Below are 15474 nucleotides of genomic sequence, written 5' to 3'. Positions count from 1 at the left end.
TCTCCTCTATGATTATATTTTCAAAAGCAGAACAACAAAAATGGTTCTGCTTTTGAAAAATGGTTAATATGCTATTGTTAAATTATGCTCTTCTAAATCAGCAGGGAGTCACAATTCGGCCACCATCAGCATCTAAATCATAACCTGTATTGTTCCAAGCTTTCCAGACTAGTTGTGAGCAATAAAACTTGTCTACACTATCTTTTGTTGCTGTGAGGCTATAAGGATCTCTTACTTGATAATAAGCCCATTTTTGAGCAGAGTCATATTTCGAATAAGATGCGTCTTTTACATAAAACTTCTTTTTGGTAGAGAATCTATTTGCCCAGTTATTTTGGTAAACACGGACACCTACATCCGGCCACGCTTCTACAATATAGTCATTATTATCTCTAACAATAGCAGCGTGTCCATGTGCCCAAACAGATGTTTTATTATCATAAGTAATTAAAATATCTCCTACAGTTCCCATTTTTCCTGAATTCGCTAGAATGTTAACTTTTGTTGCTTCTTCATATTTTTCAGGTGCCATTTTTTTCAATGCTTCAAGGTTTTTTCTACTTTTTTCAGCAGTAGTCGGTTGAAAGTTTTTGATAGCTTGTTGAGTTTCTCTTTCTTCCTTTTCCCATTCAGCTTGCAATTGCTGTTCTGTAGTAACCTTATTATTAGCTAAAGTATTGCTGGTTACCGTGGAAAGACTAGAGCATAACACTGCAGTAGCAATTAATACCTTTAACTTCAATTTCAATATTAATCTTCCTTTATTTATAATTATTAGGTAACCATAACAAAATATATCAAAATTTTCTGTTTTTTCAATGAATGAATTTAAAAAATCCAACATAAAATACAAAAATTTCTTTATATGTTATAATATAATTATTGAATATGTAGAGGAGAGGATTTTTTTGAGCGGATTTACAACTATACCATTTTGGTTACTTGTTTTAATTGTAGGTATCATTATTCTAAGTATACTTGTTTCTATATATGGGATTTTTAAGAAAGTCAGGTTTTCAATATTAAACATAGTATCATTGATATTGATATCCGTTTTTCTATCCATTTTCCCACTGTATAGAACTCGGGGAAACGAATTAGAATTTTTTATATCTGAATTATTTAAAGGATCTTGGTGGGCAGTAGTAGTTTTACTTTTGTGTTTAATAAGTATTTATTGGTGGTATCATTTCTTTAAATTCTTAAATAAAAAATAGCTATGTCAAGACCAATTTTATCATCAGCTTTAGCACTTTTAATTCTTCAAAAAAATGGGAGAATTCATTTAAATAGTTCCTTAACGGTTCGTAATGGGGATACAAAGCAAAAAAATCTTTATATAACAATTTTCTTTGCTACTTAGAAGTCTAATCACTAGCGTTGCATTAATTTAATTCGAAAATTCCGAATTGAAAAAAGTCCATAAAAAATCCTTTATAGCTGTCGCCTTGGTAGTGGTAGTTTGTCACCACGCCATTGACGTTCTTTTAAATGCGGCGGCCGTCTTCGTCGTATTTTGATATAACAAAAAGAGGTTATCCTCGAAATTCTCGGATAACCTCTCACTAAGAAATATTTGGAAGCTGTCCTTGCAATTGGATCATCGAGTTTAGCAAAAAGATTGCTTCCTCGTTCAAATAGTATCTTGGAATTTTTGAATTAATAAATTTTCAATCGCTTTCTCACCAGCGATTCCAAGAGGATTAGGAATCTGATCGGCTTCCTCTTTCGAAATCACTTCACATTCCGCGATTTCTTTTACACTATCCCCGACGCTCTTACGATACTTATCCAAAAAATAGACTTTATATGGTATCTTTCTTAGTTCTTCATCACTAAATACTTTATCGGAGTAATTAGTAACAAATCTCCACCTACGTTCCCTAATACCGCTAATTCCTGTATTTGCAATGAATAAAAATTTCCTTTGCTTGACTAACTGAAAAATTTCATCTATTAGAAGCGCTGTGGGAGAGAATTTGTTCAAATAACCAATTAAAATCTCTTCATCCTTATTTTTGTTTATTTCCCCCGATACAACAATACCGTACACATATTTACTAATGTCCCGCAAATAAATTTCAAAAATATCTCCTTGATTGATTTCTTTAAAATATTTGCTCCTGTTTTTTTTAAACTTTATTTTTACTTCTGTTATTGTTAGATCACGTATTTTTCTATTGTCAAAATTGATAGCCTCCATTATTCTATTCTCAATTTCTTTTAATGTAACATCGTTAATTTCGTTAAGATTAGAAGTAAGTAACTCATGTAACTTCAGTTTTTTTTCCTTCATTTTAATCCCCCCAACTACTTTAATGATCTGTACGCATTTCTAGATACACTCATGTAATATTTATACTTTTTATTCTTACGGCTTATTGGCCTAATAACATTTCTCAATTTCTTTTTCCCACCATATTTCAGATATAATCTATGTTCTAATCCTCTAGCTTCTGCATAAGTCAGATTCGATTTTACAACACTAAACGTTGCATCTCGATGTTTCCCTAGTTTATGGGCACTTCTCCGACTAACAACATTTTTAGTTCTCCTACATACACAACCTTGCTATTCTTAGTCAATAAATAAACACTATGTGACGCTTGCTTAGCAGCTTTAATTCGCCCTCCACCAACAAAACCAAACGCCGCCGCGACCGCGACACCTTTCCATCCTTTTCCCGATTTATATGCCTTATACCCATCATACGCCGCAAATCCCGCATTAATCGCCATCCACACAAAATGCCCATCCGGATCGACCAGCATCACCGGGTTGTTGTTCGCATATGTGTAGCCGTTCTGCGTCAAGATATCGTCCGAATCTCCTGGATCAGGGTCCATAGACAAGAACACGCCATGGGTCGGGTGGTAGTATCGGGCGATCAGATAGTAGAGTCCCGTCTCTTCATCATATTGGTATCCCGCGTAGCGATACGGGTTTTCGGTTGCCATCTCACCGGATTTTGAAAGAAGTTGGCCCCATGTGTCGTACTCGTAACGGGCCACCACATTTCCTTGCGCATCCGTTAACGCGATGACATCGCCATGGGCGTTGTAGTGGTAGAAGTACGTCGCCCCGCCTTTTTTCATCGCCAACAGCTGGCCGTTTTCTCCGTATACATATGATTGTACCACATTTCCGCTTGCGTCGGTTTCATATAAGACGTTGAGGCTGTCGCCTTGGTAGTGGTAGTTTGTCACCACGCCATTGACGTTCTTTTAAATGCGGCGGCCGTCTTTACTGTGTAATTTACATAATAAAAGGCTATCCCTAGAGTCAAAGGGATAACCCTAAAAAAGCTAAATATCTTATTTTTGACCTTGTTTCTCATAGTAAGCTTTAACAAGCATTTCCGTAATATTATTACTTCCAATCAGACCAATTGGATTTTTGATTTTCTCCCCTTCTTCTTTAGAAATAGGTTGTAATTCTACGATTGGTGTATTTGCATCTCCCCTACTCACAAAATACTGCTTACCATTATAAAATACAAAGTCAGGTAACTTGTATTCTTCCGTATTGAATTTCCCTTTAGATAATTTTCCAATATTTATCCATTCTTTATTGACAATCCCATATATTCCACTGTTAATAGTATATAGAACAGAAAGTTCCTCAAATTGATTACTAAAGTTTTTTATATCTAATATTTCATTCGTGAAGATATCAAAATATTGTATATAAATGTCATCCTTTAAACCTTCTCCTTTTACTACTAAACCATAGGCATATTTTTCAATTTCTCTAAGTGGGATTGCAAACACAATGCCTGGTTCAATATTAGGAATCTTTTTTCTCTTTTTTAACTTAAATTTTACATCGGAGATTTCCATTTCCTCCAATTGTTCAACGATATTTGAATCAAGTTGCATAGCCTCCATAATCAATGCTTCTAATTCAGCCACCGTTGGTTTTCTTTTGAAATTTTCTTCATAAATTTTTTTGATTTCTAATAGTGTGTCACCTAACAAATCGATTGCATCATCACTTAAAATAATTGTTTGCTTGTTTTTTATGCTTTCCCAGAATGACATACAATCACCATCCATATCTTCTTACTACTTCTTTATAAACCCTTCTAGATTCACTCATATATTTTCTATACGTTTTATTTCTTTTACTAATAGGTCTTATCTTGTTTCTAAGCTTACTTTTTCCACCGTGTTTCAAATATAGACGGTGTTCTAATCCACGCGCTTGTCCCTAGGACAGATTGCTAGCAACTTCTTCAAAATCTAAATCAGGATGGTTTTTACTATGGACATATCTTCTCTTCTTAATATTTTTAGTTCTTCCGACATATTTTACTACATTTCCTTTCTTTAAGACATAAACAGATTGTTTTGCCGCTTTGAATCTTCCTCCACCAACAAAACCAAACGCCGCCGCGACTGCGACACCTTTCCATCCTTTTCCTGATTTATACGCCTTATACCCATCGTACGCCGCAAATCCAGCGTTAACTACAAACCAGAAGAAATGCCCATCCGGATCGACCAGCATCACCGGATTGTTGTTCGCATACGTATAGCCGTTCTGCGTCAGAATGTCATCCGCATCGCCTGGGTCTGGGTCCATGGACAAGAACACGCCATGGGTTGGGTGGTAGTAACGGGCGATCAGGTAATATAAACCTGTTTCTTGGTCATACTGGTATCCGGCATAACGATATGGGTTTTCGGTTGCCATTTCACCCGATTGGGAAAGAAGTTGGCCCCATGTGTCGTACTCGTAACGGGCCACCACATTTCCTTGCGCATCCGTTAACGCGATGACATCGCCATGGGCGTTGTAGTGGTAGAAGTACGTCGCCCCACCTTTTTTCATCGCCAACAGCTGGCCGTTTTCTCCGTATACATACGATTGTACCACAGTTCCGCTTGCGTCGGTTTCATATAAGACGTTGAGGCTGTCGCCTTGGTAGTGGTAGTTCGTCACCACGCCATTGACATTCTTTTGAATGTGGCGGCCGTCTTCATCGTATTGGTACGTCACAAACGGCGTGCTTTCGCCTTTTCTTGTAACGGAAACCAATTGATCGGCTTCGTTCCATTCATATCGATACTGGCCGTCTTCTAATCGGTTGCCGTTCGCGTCATACGTGATCGTTTCATCGCCGAAACGAACCAATTGATTCGCCGCATTATAATCGGCCGTCGTCGTCGTCGATGATCCGTCTTTCGTTTTCACGATTTTCGTCCGGTTCCCGAATCCATCGTACGTATACTCGATCGTCGTTCCATCTGGACGTTGTTCGGTCTTCAACTGATCGAGCTCATCATTCGACGTGCCTAGCACCTGAATCAAAAAATCGGTGCACATGGCGGCGAGGGAAATGGGGTATTAACACCGAAGAGGCTGAATCCGCTCCTTCGGTGTTTCTCCTTTTTTATCCGTTCATCGGGCATACTAGAAATAATTATCCGAAAAAATGTACAAAACGTTTAGAAACACTGTACAAAATCCGAAATACTCCGCAAAAAATTTGCACATGATTTCCGAAGCTGTCTGAAATAATTTAAAAAAGGATTCTGAAATCATGTGCTAATTTACAAGTATGGTCTTAAAAATTTACAACGCTAAACTTGACGGGTATGGGACACATCCCCCTATTGATTCCAAATCCATTTCAGAGATACTCCATCTATTCTTGCATTACACAAAATTCTTGACGGTATCAATTAATTCGGTACTACACTTTATAAAAAAGAACCTTGAGAAAGACCTTACTTTCTCAAGGTATGATGCGATTAATCGCCCCAGTGAAAGATTTTCACATGATGTATTAAAATATTATCCTTGCCTTGCTGCTCTTCTGTTAGCTCCTCTCCTCCCCAACTTGGTGTCATTAAATGAAGTTCTTGCTTATGCTCTAAAAGGATTTCAATTTGTTCTTTTAAGTATCTCAAGCCTTTTTCATTTGCATGGATTTCAAGTTTTTCTCCATCACTGTCATATTCAAAGGATAATAGATGTTTTTGCAATTTATATACCTCCAAAGCTATTTTAAAAAGTATTTTTTCTTTTTTCTTTTACTCCCCTTTAACCTATTGACATCAACGTGTGGAGGCTCATAACCTTTTTTATAGTGTCCCCCTTTATCTAGATAGTAGGAACGTCCTGTTTTAGGATTTACATATCCGCCCTTACCATTTAATGGGTCTGAACCTCGTTTTTCAAAACCTTTTTTCATAAACATGTCTTCTATCTCTTTGAAAGTTTTCCCTTTAAATGGGTTACCTAATCCTTTTAAAAACCTTTGAGCCCGCCTAGCTTTATACACCCTATACGCAATTTTGGCACCTTTAAATGCCGCACCACCAACAAGCCCTACACCTACCGCAATCGCCGCAGCCTTCCAACCACCTTTTTTAAAGGCTTTATACCCATCATACGCCGCAAATCCCGCATTAATCGCCATCCACACAAAATGCCCATCCGGATCGACCATCATCACCGGATTGTTATTCGCGTACGTATAGCCGTTCTGCGTCAAGATATCATCCGAATCTCCTGGATCAGGGTCCATGGACAAGAACACGCCATGGGTTGGGTGGTAATAACGGGCGATCAAGTAATAGGGATCCGTCTGTCGTATATTAATTAATAAATGGCTGCCTCATACTACATGGGACAGCCATTTCTGTAATATTAATTTAGAAGTTTTTAACTTTGCTCTTTAAGTGGATAATCTACTAGAAACTCCTCCTCGTTAATCACTATACTTTTTGCTTCGATAAATAATAACGCCTCCCAAAACTCAAGTACAAAATTAGCTGAAGAAAAATATTCACCAACCCAAATTTCTTTTGCTGAACTAATATGAATTTTACCTATTCCATTTTGATAATAATCAATTGAAGTTAGTTCAGTGTAATCCCCATCTTCTGGATCGATAGGATTTAGGCGGAATTCTCCAGAGTTTTCTATGAAATAAAAAGAAGAAACACCCTTAAATATAATCTGATAATGTCCCTTAGTATCACTTACTTTAACTTTTAGACTAATCGTATGGTATAAAATATCAATATGAAAACTTTCGACTATGCTAGCCCACATTTCATTTAGTAAAGTAACTAATTTTTCCGAGCTCATACTAATTACTCACCCCATCTATCCTCTGTATTTATTAATCGCTCTCACAATTTGTTTATAGGATCTTCTCGATACGGTAATATGTGTGAGTTCCCTACGACTAGACCACTCACCATTTAACGTCAAAGAACCTCGACCATCTTTACTTATTCTAAAGTACGGTTTATTACGTACTCCACCTTTATTCATAACTCTTACAACTAGAGGTTTTCTACCATCCGGAATAGTTACCTTCCATCCATCGCCTTTAGTTCTTCCTAAAGTTCCGCCAAATGTTTTTGATACTTTTTTCGCTAGCCTATAAGTTTTTGAAAATTTACCTGCTTTATATGCTCTATACGCAATTTTGGCTCCTTTAAACGCCGCACCACCAACCAGTCCCACGCCAACGGCAATCGCCGCTGCTTTCCAACCGCCTTTTTTAAAGGCTTTATACCCATCATACGCCGCAAATCCCGCATTAATCGCCATCCACACAAAATGCCCATCCGGATCGACCATCATCACCGGATTGTTGTTCGCGTACGTATAGCCGTTTTGTGTGAGGATATCGTCCGAATCTCCCGGATCAGGGTCCATGGACAAGAACACGCCATGGGTTGGGTGGTAATAACGGGCGATCAAGTAGTAGAGTCCCGTCTCTTCATCATATTGGTATCCCGCATAGCGATACGGGTTTTCGGTTGCTAGGGCATCCGTTTGAGAACGAATTTGGCCCCATGTGTCGTACTCGTAACGGGCCACCACATTTCCTTGCGCATCGGTTAAGGCGATGACATCGCCATGGGCGTTGTAGTGGTAGAAGTACGTCGCCCCGCCTTTTTTCATCGCCAACAGTTGGCCGTTTTCTCCGTATACATATGATTGTACCACAGTTCCGCTCGCGTCGGTTTCATATAAGACGTTGAGGCTGTCGCCTTGGTAGTGGTAGTTCGTCACGACGCCATTCACGTTCTTTTGAATGCGGCGGCCATCTTCATCATATTGGTAGGTCACAAACGGCGTGCTTTCGCCTTTTCCCGGCACATGTCTGGCACCGTAATTAAAATAGAAAAGCAAGAGAATAGAATTTCTCCTGCTTTTCAAAAATTGTCTTCACCCTTTAAGTTTTGAAATGGTATTAGCTACAAATTCCTAATTTTTGTAGTTCCTTAATAACTTCTCGCAAAACTTTTTAGCCTCCTCCTCGTCATAATAGACTGAATTAATATGATTGGTAACCTCTTTTAGCTGAAAAGCGCCTGGCAATCGAATTTCAGCAAGTTTAGATTTAAAATTTTCTTTGCACGAAAACACATAAGTTTCAATATCTCTTTCCGCCCAGATTCCCCATTGCAAAGACGGCGAAGTAAAAACGAAATAAAAACCATAATGAACCAAACCAAATTTTCCATTATCGCTTTCTTCCGTGTTGAAAATGTCTAAATAATGTTCATAAGTGAGTTCAACTGGAATTTTAACACATTCATACCATCCCATTTTTTCGTTATAATAATTTTCCAGTTCTGCTAATAGGACATATGAATCGCCTGATATTTTAGACAACTCTTGAATGCTATTCCAAAACTCTTCTTTAAATAAATAGTTATATTTCCCAAAAAGAAAACTACCATACCCCCTTTGGAATACTTGATCTGGCAATTCACATTGAAGCTGAAATGTTGTACTTAAAATTTCTTTTATCTCTAAATACTCTTTTTCGGCTTTAATAAATAGTTCTTTCAAGTTCATTCTTTATCACCTAACCGAATTTTTAAAGGTGCGGCGCCTTTATGTCCTTTTGGAAAATACTCTGCCGTCCATCCATGCCAGTTTTTGTCCTTGGCACGCACAATGTATGCAGCTCCATTTTTAGTTAACCTAAATATACTTCCCTTTCTCTCAAAACTCCAACCATTCTTTCTTAAATTTCTAATAAAATGTAGTTCCCCTCATCAGTTCCTCGATTATAAACACCTTCATCTCTTTGATAGATCTGTTAGGCTTGAAATTGAAAAACCTTGAAAGGCACATAACCAATCAAGGTTTTTTTAATATTTTTAATCGCTATACTTGGTTATCCAATCCATAACGTCTTGTTCTACATGTAGGTATTCATCCGGACCATCTTTTAAATCAACTCCGGAAACAATTTGTAAAAGTTCCCAAACAGTTTCATCTGATATATTTGGCTCATCCTGCATGACATATTCTGAAGCCCAATCTGCTGCTTCTTCTCTTGTTAGCTTTCCTTGTAAAATCATTTTTAGTTTATCAACCACTTCCTCTTTTGTTGGTTGTCTCATTTTTTCACCACTTTCCAATATAGTTCCCATTCCTATCAAAACGATAGTGAACCTTGGCACCACCAGTAAATTTAGTATCAGGTCTAACCTGTATAATTCTACCATTATGATTCAAAGTCCCATGCCACATTCTCTTTCGACACATACCTATTACTCTAATCGAAAAACTTCAAGAGAATTTGTCTTCTAAGGATTAATTCACGATTATAAATCGTAAATCTGGGAAATCTCACCTTTTAAACAGACATACTTACATAAAACACCTTCCAATTTCGTCTATTAATCTCTCTAATTTTATCCCCAGCTCATTTGGTTCATCATCATTATTTAATCCTTTTTCCAAAAACTCTTCATTTACAATATCTCTCAATTCGTTACCTAAGGTTTCATTTATATTAATTTCATTATTTAAAACCCACAGAAGGTCGGGTCTACGGGATTCCAAGCATTCTCTTAATAAAAGTAACATATCTGCGCTTAGCTTTAACATTTACTTCCTCCTTATACCTTTTGAGCCCTTTGCGTAAGTAGTAATTATTTTTCCGTTCTTATTTAGAACTACAACCGCATTCTTACCCACATATTTCGTTCTTCCTCCTGACTGTTGAACCACTTTCTTTGGGGTTCTAGTTGCATCTAGAATAGCTTTAGGAGCCACTCCTCTACCACCATCTCTTTGCATAGCCTGTGCTAAACCATGTTTAGTATATCCTGTTATTTTTCCAGCTACAGCCTTTCTAGTAACTTTAGCAAAATTTAGAGCCCGTCTAGCTTTATATGCCCTATACGCAATTTTAGCTCCTTTAAACGCAGCACCTCCAACAAGCCCTACGCCTACTGCAATCGCTGCTGCTTTCCAACCACCTTTTTTAAAGGCCTTATACCCATCATACGCCGCAAATCCCGCATTAATCGCCATCCACACAAAATGCCCATCCGGATCGACCAGCATCACCGGGTTGTTATTCGCGTACGTATAGCCGTTCTGCGTCAAGATATCATCCGAATCTCCCGGATCAGGGTCCATGGACAAGAACACGCCATGAGTTGGGTGGTAGTATCGGGCGATCAGGTAATATAAACCTGTTTCTTGGTCATACTGGTATCCGGCATAACGATATGGGTTTTCGGCTGCCATCTCACCGGATTTTGAAAGAAGCTGACCCCATGTGTCGTACTCGTAACGAGCCACTACGTTTCCTTGCGCATCGGTTAACGCGATGACATCGCCATGGGCGTTGTAGTGGTAGAAGTACGTCGCCCCGCCTTTTTTCATCGCCAACAGCTGGCCGTTTTCTCCGTATACATATGATTGTACCACATTTCTGCTTGCATCGGTTTCGTAGAGAACGTTGAGGCTGTCGCCTTGGTAGTAGTAGTTCGTCACCACGCCATTCACGTTCTTTTGAATGCGGCGGCCGTCGTCGTCATATTGGTAGGTGACAAACGGCGTGCTTTCGCCTTTTCTTGTAACGGAAACCAATTGATCGGCTTCGTTCCATTCATATCGATACTGGCCGTCTTCTAATCGGTTGCCGTTCGCGTCATACGTGATCGTTTCATCGCCGAAACGAACCAATTGATTCGCCGCATTATAATCGGCCGTCGTCGTCATCGATGATCCGTCTTTCGTTTTCACGATTTTCGTCCGGTTCCCGAATCCATCGTACGTATACTCGATCGTCGTTCCATCCGGCCATTGTTCGATCTTCAACTGATCGAGCTCATCATAGCTGTACACCGTGACGTCCCCGTTCGACGTTTCGATGCGGATTCGGTTGCCGTTTTCGTCGTAACGGTACGTTTCCGCCAATAACTCAGTTCCGTTCGCCGTTCCCACCACCAGACTGTTCACCAAGCCGCGGTCGTCATACGTAAAGGTGGCACCCGCTTCATTTCCGGTGGTAAACGTGCGAACATGGCCTCTTTCGTCATAATCCAAACGGTACGTATACGTTCCATCTTGAACAACCGTATTTTGATCCAACGCGTTGTATTGGTAGGTGTCGGTTTGGCTAAAGGAACTATGTGAGAATTGGAATTTCTTCCATTTATCCGAGGTTATCGGATAAATGCTTTTCGTCTTTTTCTAAATTTCATTTTCAATCAAAATACGATTGGTTGCCACTCGTAGATTTCCTTCCATAAGCCCAATTGGGTCAAACTTTTCTTGAAAAAGAGAAAAACCTTAAGAGAGATATAGACTCTCCTAAGGTTGGCATACTTAATAGATACCTATTACTTCATTCTAATTCAAAACTCAAAAATCTTAACATTCATCGGCATCTTCTAATCCAAAATATTTTTTCACTCGTAATGGAATATCATTTAAATAATCACGTTTCTTTAGTTCCATTAACAGATCTTTTTCCGTATGAATCTTGTCGAACATTCCAAATATTTCTCTTTCAATAAACTTTTTCAGTTCGTTCTTTCGATCTTCGTCAGGGATAGAAATCTCAAAATCTAATAGCTCCTTAATTCTTATACTTTCTCCCTGATCCAAGGAACTTAGTCTATGATAAATATGCATCACAAGGCGGCCTAGCTCAAGGTTTTTTATAATAAACCCATAATCAATATGATAATAATTACCATAATTTGATTTTGATAATTTAATTATTTTTATAATCTCGTCATTGCTAAAGCTCCACTGGGTTCCCTTCTTTTTAAAAGAGTGGGCTTTAAACAACTCATCTAAATATTTTACAAATTCGGATTTATCCATTCTATCACCCCTTAATAAACATGCAAAATTGTTTTCCATTTTCCTCCACGTTCTTGTTCAAACATTCGCTTGTATTTTTTTAACTGTCGCTTCCCTCGAGCAATGGCTCTAGGATTATACGGTTTTAATTCATAGATCGTTCTCGTATTGAAATCCACAAAATCTGGACGAATACCTTTTATCCCTTTATATTCTTTAATTCTCCCTTTTAATTCATCATGCAAATGAGCCATATATTTTTTATGCATCTGTCGACCAAGTTGGAAATTAGATTTTGTGTACTGCCTTCCAACCTTAACAATATACTTCCCTGCACCTCTAACAAGTTTAAGCTTTCTCCCACCAACCGCGCCAAGAGCCGTTTTTTTGGCGACATACATCCATCCTTTTCCTGATTTATACGCCTTATACCCATCATACGCCGCAAATCCTGCATTGATGGCCATCCACACAAAATGCCCATCCGGATCGACCAACATCACCGGATTGTTGTTCGCATATGTGTAGCCGTTTTGGGTTAGGATATCGTCCGAATCTCCCGGATCAGGGTCCATGGACAAGAACACGCCATGAGTTGGGTGGTAGTATCGGGCGATCAGGTAATATAAACCTGTTTCTTGGTCATACTGGTATCCGGCATAACGATATGGGTTTTCGTCTGCCATCTCACCCGATTGGGAAAGAAGCTGGCCCCATGTGTCGTACTCGTAACGAGCGACCACATTTCCTTGCGCATCGGTTAAGGCGATGACATCGCCATGGGCGTTGTAGTGGTAGAAATACGTCGCCCCGCCTTTTTTCATCGCCAACAGCTGGCCGTTTTCTCCGTATATATACGATTGTACCACATTTCCGCTCGCGTCGGTTTCATACAAGACGTTGAGGCTGTCGCCTTGGTAGTGGTAGTTCGTTACCACGCCATTGACGTTCTTTTGAATGCGGCGGCCGTCTTCATCATATTGGTAGGTCACAAACGGCGTGCTTTCGCCTTTTCTTGTAACGGAAACCAATTGATCGGCTTCGTTCCATTCATATCGATACTGGCTGTCTTCGACCCGGTTGCCGTTCGCGTCATACGTGATCGTTTCATCGCCGAAACGAACCAATTGATTCGCCGCATTATAATCGGCCGTCGTCGTCGTCGATGATCCGTCTTTCGTTTTCACGACTTTCGTCCGGTTCCCGAATCCATCGTACGTATACTCGATCGTCGTTCCATCTGGACGTTGTTCGGTCTTCAACTGATCGAACTCATCATAGCTGTACACCGTGACGTCCCCGTTCGACGTTTCGATGCGGGTTCGGTTGCCGTTTTCGTCGTAACGGTACGTTTCCGCCAATAACTCGGTTCCGTTCGCCGTTCCCACCACCAGACTGTTCACCAAGCCGCGGTCGTCATACGTAAAGGTGGCACCCGCTTCATTTCCGGTGGTAAACGTGCGAACATGGCCTCTTTCGTCATAATCCAAACGGTACGTATACGTTCCATCTTGAACAACCGTATTTTGATCCAACGCGTTGTATTGATAGGTGTCGGTTTGGCTAAAGGAACTATGTGAGAATTGGAATTTCTTCCATTTATCCGAGGTTATCGGATAAATGCTTTTCGTCTTTTTCTAAATTTCATTTTCAATCAAAATACGATTGGTTGCCACTCGTAGATTTCCTTCCATAAGCCCAATTGGGTCAAACTTTTCTTGAAAAAGAGAAAAACCTTAAGAGAAATACAGACTCTCCTAAGGTTGGCATACTTACATATACCTGTTACTTCATTCTCATTCGAAATTCAAAACTCTTAACATTCATCAACATCTTCTAATCCAAAATATTTTTTCACGATTAATGGAATATCATTTAAATGATCGCGTTTCTTTAGTTCCATTAACAGATCTTTTTCCGTATGAATCTTGTCGAACATTCCAAATATTTCCCTTTCAATAAACTTTTTCAGTTCGTTCTTTCGATCTTCGTCAGGGATAGAAATCTCAAAATCTAATAATTCCTTGATTCTTGCATTTTCTTTCTCATCCAAGGAACCAAGCCCATGGGAAACATGCTCCTTACAACCATCAAGCTCAAGGTTTTTTATAATAAATCCATAATAAATATAGTAAAAATTACCATATCTTGATTTTAATAATTCTATTACTTTTATAATCTCATCATTACTAAAACTCCACCGATTCCCTTTCTTTTTAAAAGAATGGGCTTTAAACAACTCATCTAAATATTTTACAAATTCGGATTTATCCATTCTATCACCCCTTAATAAACATGCAAGACTGTTTTCCATTTTCCTCCACGTTTTTGTTCAAATATTCGCTTATATTTTTTTAACTGCCGCTTTCCTTGAGCGATGGCTCTAGGATTATACGGTTTTAATTCATAGATCGTTCTCGTATTGAAGTCCACAAAATCTGGACGAACTCCTTGTATCCTATTATATTCTTTAATCCGTCCTTTCTTTGGATCATGCAAATGAGCCATATATTTTTTATGCATCTGTCGACCAAGTTTGAAATTAGATTTTGTGTACTGCCTTCCAACCTTAACAATATACTTCCCTGCGCCTCTAACAAGTTTAAACTTTCCTCCACCAATCGCACCAAGGGCTGTTTTTTTAGCTACGTATTTCCATCCCCGGCCAGTTTTATACGCCTTATACCCATCATACGCCGCAAATCCCGCATTAATCGCCATCCACACAAAATGCCCATCGGGATCGACCAACATCACCGGGTTGTTGTTCGCATATGTGTAGCCGTTCTGCGTCAAGATATCGTCCGAATCTCCTGGATCAGGGTCCATGGACAAGAACACGCCATGAGTTGGGTGGTAGTATCGGGCGATCAGGTAATATAAACCTGTTTCTTGGTCATACTGGTATCCGGCATAACGATATGGGTTTTCGTCTGCCATCTCACCCGATTGGGAAAGAAGTTGGCCCCATGTGTCGTACTCGTAACGGGCCACTACGTTTCCTTGCGCATCGGTTAAGGCGATGACATCGCCATGCGCGTTGTAGTGGTAGAAGTAGGTGACATTGCCCTTTTTCATCGCCAACAGCTGGCCGTTTTCTCCGTATACATACGATTGTACCACAGTTCCGCTTGCGTCGGTTTCATATAAGACGTTGAGGCTGTCGCCTTGGTAGTGGTAGTTCGTCACCACGCCATTGACGTTCTTTTGAATGCGGCGGCCATCTTCATCATATTGGTACGTCACAAACGGCGCGCTTTCGCCTTTTCGAGTGATAGCGACAAGCTGATCGGCTTCGTTCCATTCATATTGGTACTCACCGTCTTCGACCCGGTTGCCGTTCGCGTCATACATGATCATTTCATCACCGAAACGAACCAA

13 protein-coding genes and 5 pseudogenes are annotated in these 15474 nt (G+C 39.5%); all 18 read right to left on the bottom strand.

Going from position 1 to position 15474, the window contains the following annotated elements:
- Positions 1-97 precede the first annotated feature (97 nt).
- Positions 98-748: a YiiX/YebB-like N1pC/P60 family cysteine hydrolase gene (locus GGQ95_RS11020; RefSeq protein WP_159719901.1), complete on the bottom strand. Its 651-nt coding sequence runs from the start codon at positions 746-748 to the stop codon at positions 98-100.
- A gap of 469 nt (positions 749-1217) precedes the next feature.
- On the bottom strand, positions 1218-1346 hold the full coding sequence (locus GGQ95_RS18865) for a YxiJ family protein (RefSeq protein ID WP_159719902.1): 129 nt from the start codon (positions 1344-1346) through the stop codon (positions 1218-1220).
- 287 nt (positions 1347-1633) lie between these two features.
- Entirely contained in the window at positions 1634-2296 is a 663-nt protein-coding gene (locus tag GGQ95_RS11010) for an Imm26 family immunity protein (RefSeq protein WP_066148744.1), read from the bottom strand.
- A 319-nt stretch (positions 2297-2615) separates the two neighbouring features.
- Positions 2616-3251 (bottom strand): annotated as a pseudogene (locus tag GGQ95_RS11005) (RHS repeat-associated core domain-containing protein); the annotation flags it as partial.
- A 63-nt stretch (positions 3252-3314) separates the two neighbouring features.
- Complete coding sequence (locus GGQ95_RS11000; protein ID WP_159719903.1) at positions 3315-4040, bottom strand: Imm26 family immunity protein; 726 nt, start codon at positions 4038-4040, stop codon at positions 3315-3317.
- A 232-nt stretch (positions 4041-4272) separates the two neighbouring features.
- Positions 4273-5286, bottom strand: a pseudogene (locus GGQ95_RS18350) (RHS repeat-associated core domain-containing protein); the annotation flags it as partial.
- A 470-nt stretch (positions 5287-5756) separates the two neighbouring features.
- A complete protein-coding gene (locus GGQ95_RS10985; protein WP_159719909.1) occupies positions 5757-5990 on the bottom strand; it encodes an Imm32 family immunity protein in 234 nt (77 codons plus the stop codon).
- A 311-nt stretch (positions 5991-6301) separates the two neighbouring features.
- Positions 6302-6598, bottom strand: a pseudogene (locus GGQ95_RS18990) (RHS repeat-associated core domain-containing protein); the annotation flags it as partial.
- Positions 6599-6672: 74 nt separating this feature from the next.
- Positions 6673-7101, bottom strand: a complete 429-nt coding sequence (locus tag GGQ95_RS10975) for a YxiG family protein (RefSeq protein ID WP_044744209.1) — start codon at positions 7099-7101, stop codon at positions 6673-6675.
- 18 nt (positions 7102-7119) lie between these two features.
- A pseudogene (locus tag GGQ95_RS18335) lies at positions 7120-8127 on the bottom strand (RHS repeat-associated core domain-containing protein); the annotation flags it as partial.
- Positions 8128-8235: 108 nt separating this feature from the next.
- Complete coding sequence (locus tag GGQ95_RS10965) at positions 8236-8832, bottom strand: hypothetical protein (protein ID WP_044743716.1); 597 nt, start codon at positions 8830-8832, stop codon at positions 8236-8238.
- Between the two features lie 308 nt (positions 8833-9140).
- Positions 9141-9386 (bottom strand): YxzC family protein, encoded by a 246-nt coding sequence (locus tag GGQ95_RS10960; RefSeq protein WP_044743719.1) that lies wholly within the window; start codon positions 9384-9386, stop codon positions 9141-9143.
- Positions 9387-9636: 250 nt separating this feature from the next.
- Positions 9637-9876 (bottom strand): hypothetical protein, encoded by a 240-nt coding sequence (locus GGQ95_RS10955; RefSeq protein WP_044743717.1) that lies wholly within the window; start codon positions 9874-9876, stop codon positions 9637-9639.
- A complete protein-coding gene (locus GGQ95_RS10950; RefSeq protein WP_183186763.1) occupies positions 9877-11373 on the bottom strand; it encodes an RHS repeat domain-containing protein in 1497 nt (498 codons plus the stop codon).
- Between the two features lie 282 nt (positions 11374-11655).
- Complete coding sequence (locus GGQ95_RS10945; protein ID WP_159719906.1) at positions 11656-12114, bottom strand: DUF4304 domain-containing protein; 459 nt, start codon at positions 12112-12114, stop codon at positions 11656-11658.
- Positions 12115-12125: 11 nt separating this feature from the next.
- Positions 12126-13592, bottom strand: a pseudogene (locus GGQ95_RS10940) (RHS repeat-associated core domain-containing protein); the annotation flags it as partial.
- 317 nt (positions 13593-13909) lie between these two features.
- The gene (locus tag GGQ95_RS10935; protein ID WP_159719908.1) at positions 13910-14368 is read right to left on the bottom strand and encodes a DUF4304 domain-containing protein; all 459 of its coding nucleotides are present in this window, start codon (positions 14366-14368) and stop codon (positions 13910-13912) included.
- A gap of 11 nt (positions 14369-14379) precedes the next feature.
- Positions 14380-15474, bottom strand: a 1095-nt coding sequence (locus tag GGQ95_RS10930; RefSeq protein WP_280528792.1) for an RHS repeat-associated core domain-containing protein, incomplete at its 5' end; no start/stop codon positions are given.

This window comes from Anoxybacteroides rupiense (assembly GCF_014196195.1).
Lineage (GTDB): Bacteria > Bacillota > Bacilli > Bacillales > Anoxybacillaceae > Anoxybacteroides > Anoxybacteroides rupiense.
Note: the sequence above shows the minus strand (reverse complement) of the source record. Positions and strands in the feature narration are given on the sequence as shown.

Coding starts and splice junctions, on each gene's coding strand:
- GGQ95_RS10975 (WP_044744209.1), bottom strand. CDS start 7,101: ATGAGCTCGGAAAAATTAGTTACTTTACTAAATGAAATGTGGGCTAGC.
- GGQ95_RS11000 (WP_159719903.1), bottom strand. CDS start 4,040: ATGTCATTCTGGGAAAGCATAAAAAACAAGCAAACAATTATTTTAAGT.
- GGQ95_RS10955 (WP_044743717.1), bottom strand. CDS start 9,876: ATGTTAAAGCTAAGCGCAGATATGTTACTTTTATTAAGAGAATGCTTG.
- GGQ95_RS10965 (WP_044743716.1), bottom strand. CDS start 8,832: ATGAACTTGAAAGAACTATTTATTAAAGCCGAAAAAGAGTATTTAGAG.
- GGQ95_RS11010 (WP_066148744.1), bottom strand. CDS start 2,296: ATGAAGGAAAAAAAACTGAAGTTACATGAGTTACTTACTTCTAATCTT.
- GGQ95_RS10960 (WP_044743719.1), bottom strand. CDS start 9,386: ATGAGACAACCAACAAAAGAGGAAGTGGTTGATAAACTAAAAATGATT.
- GGQ95_RS10935 (WP_159719908.1), bottom strand. CDS start 14,368: ATGGATAAATCCGAATTTGTAAAATATTTAGATGAGTTGTTTAAAGCC.
- GGQ95_RS10945 (WP_159719906.1), bottom strand. CDS start 12,114: ATGGATAAATCCGAATTTGTAAAATATTTAGATGAGTTGTTTAAAGCC.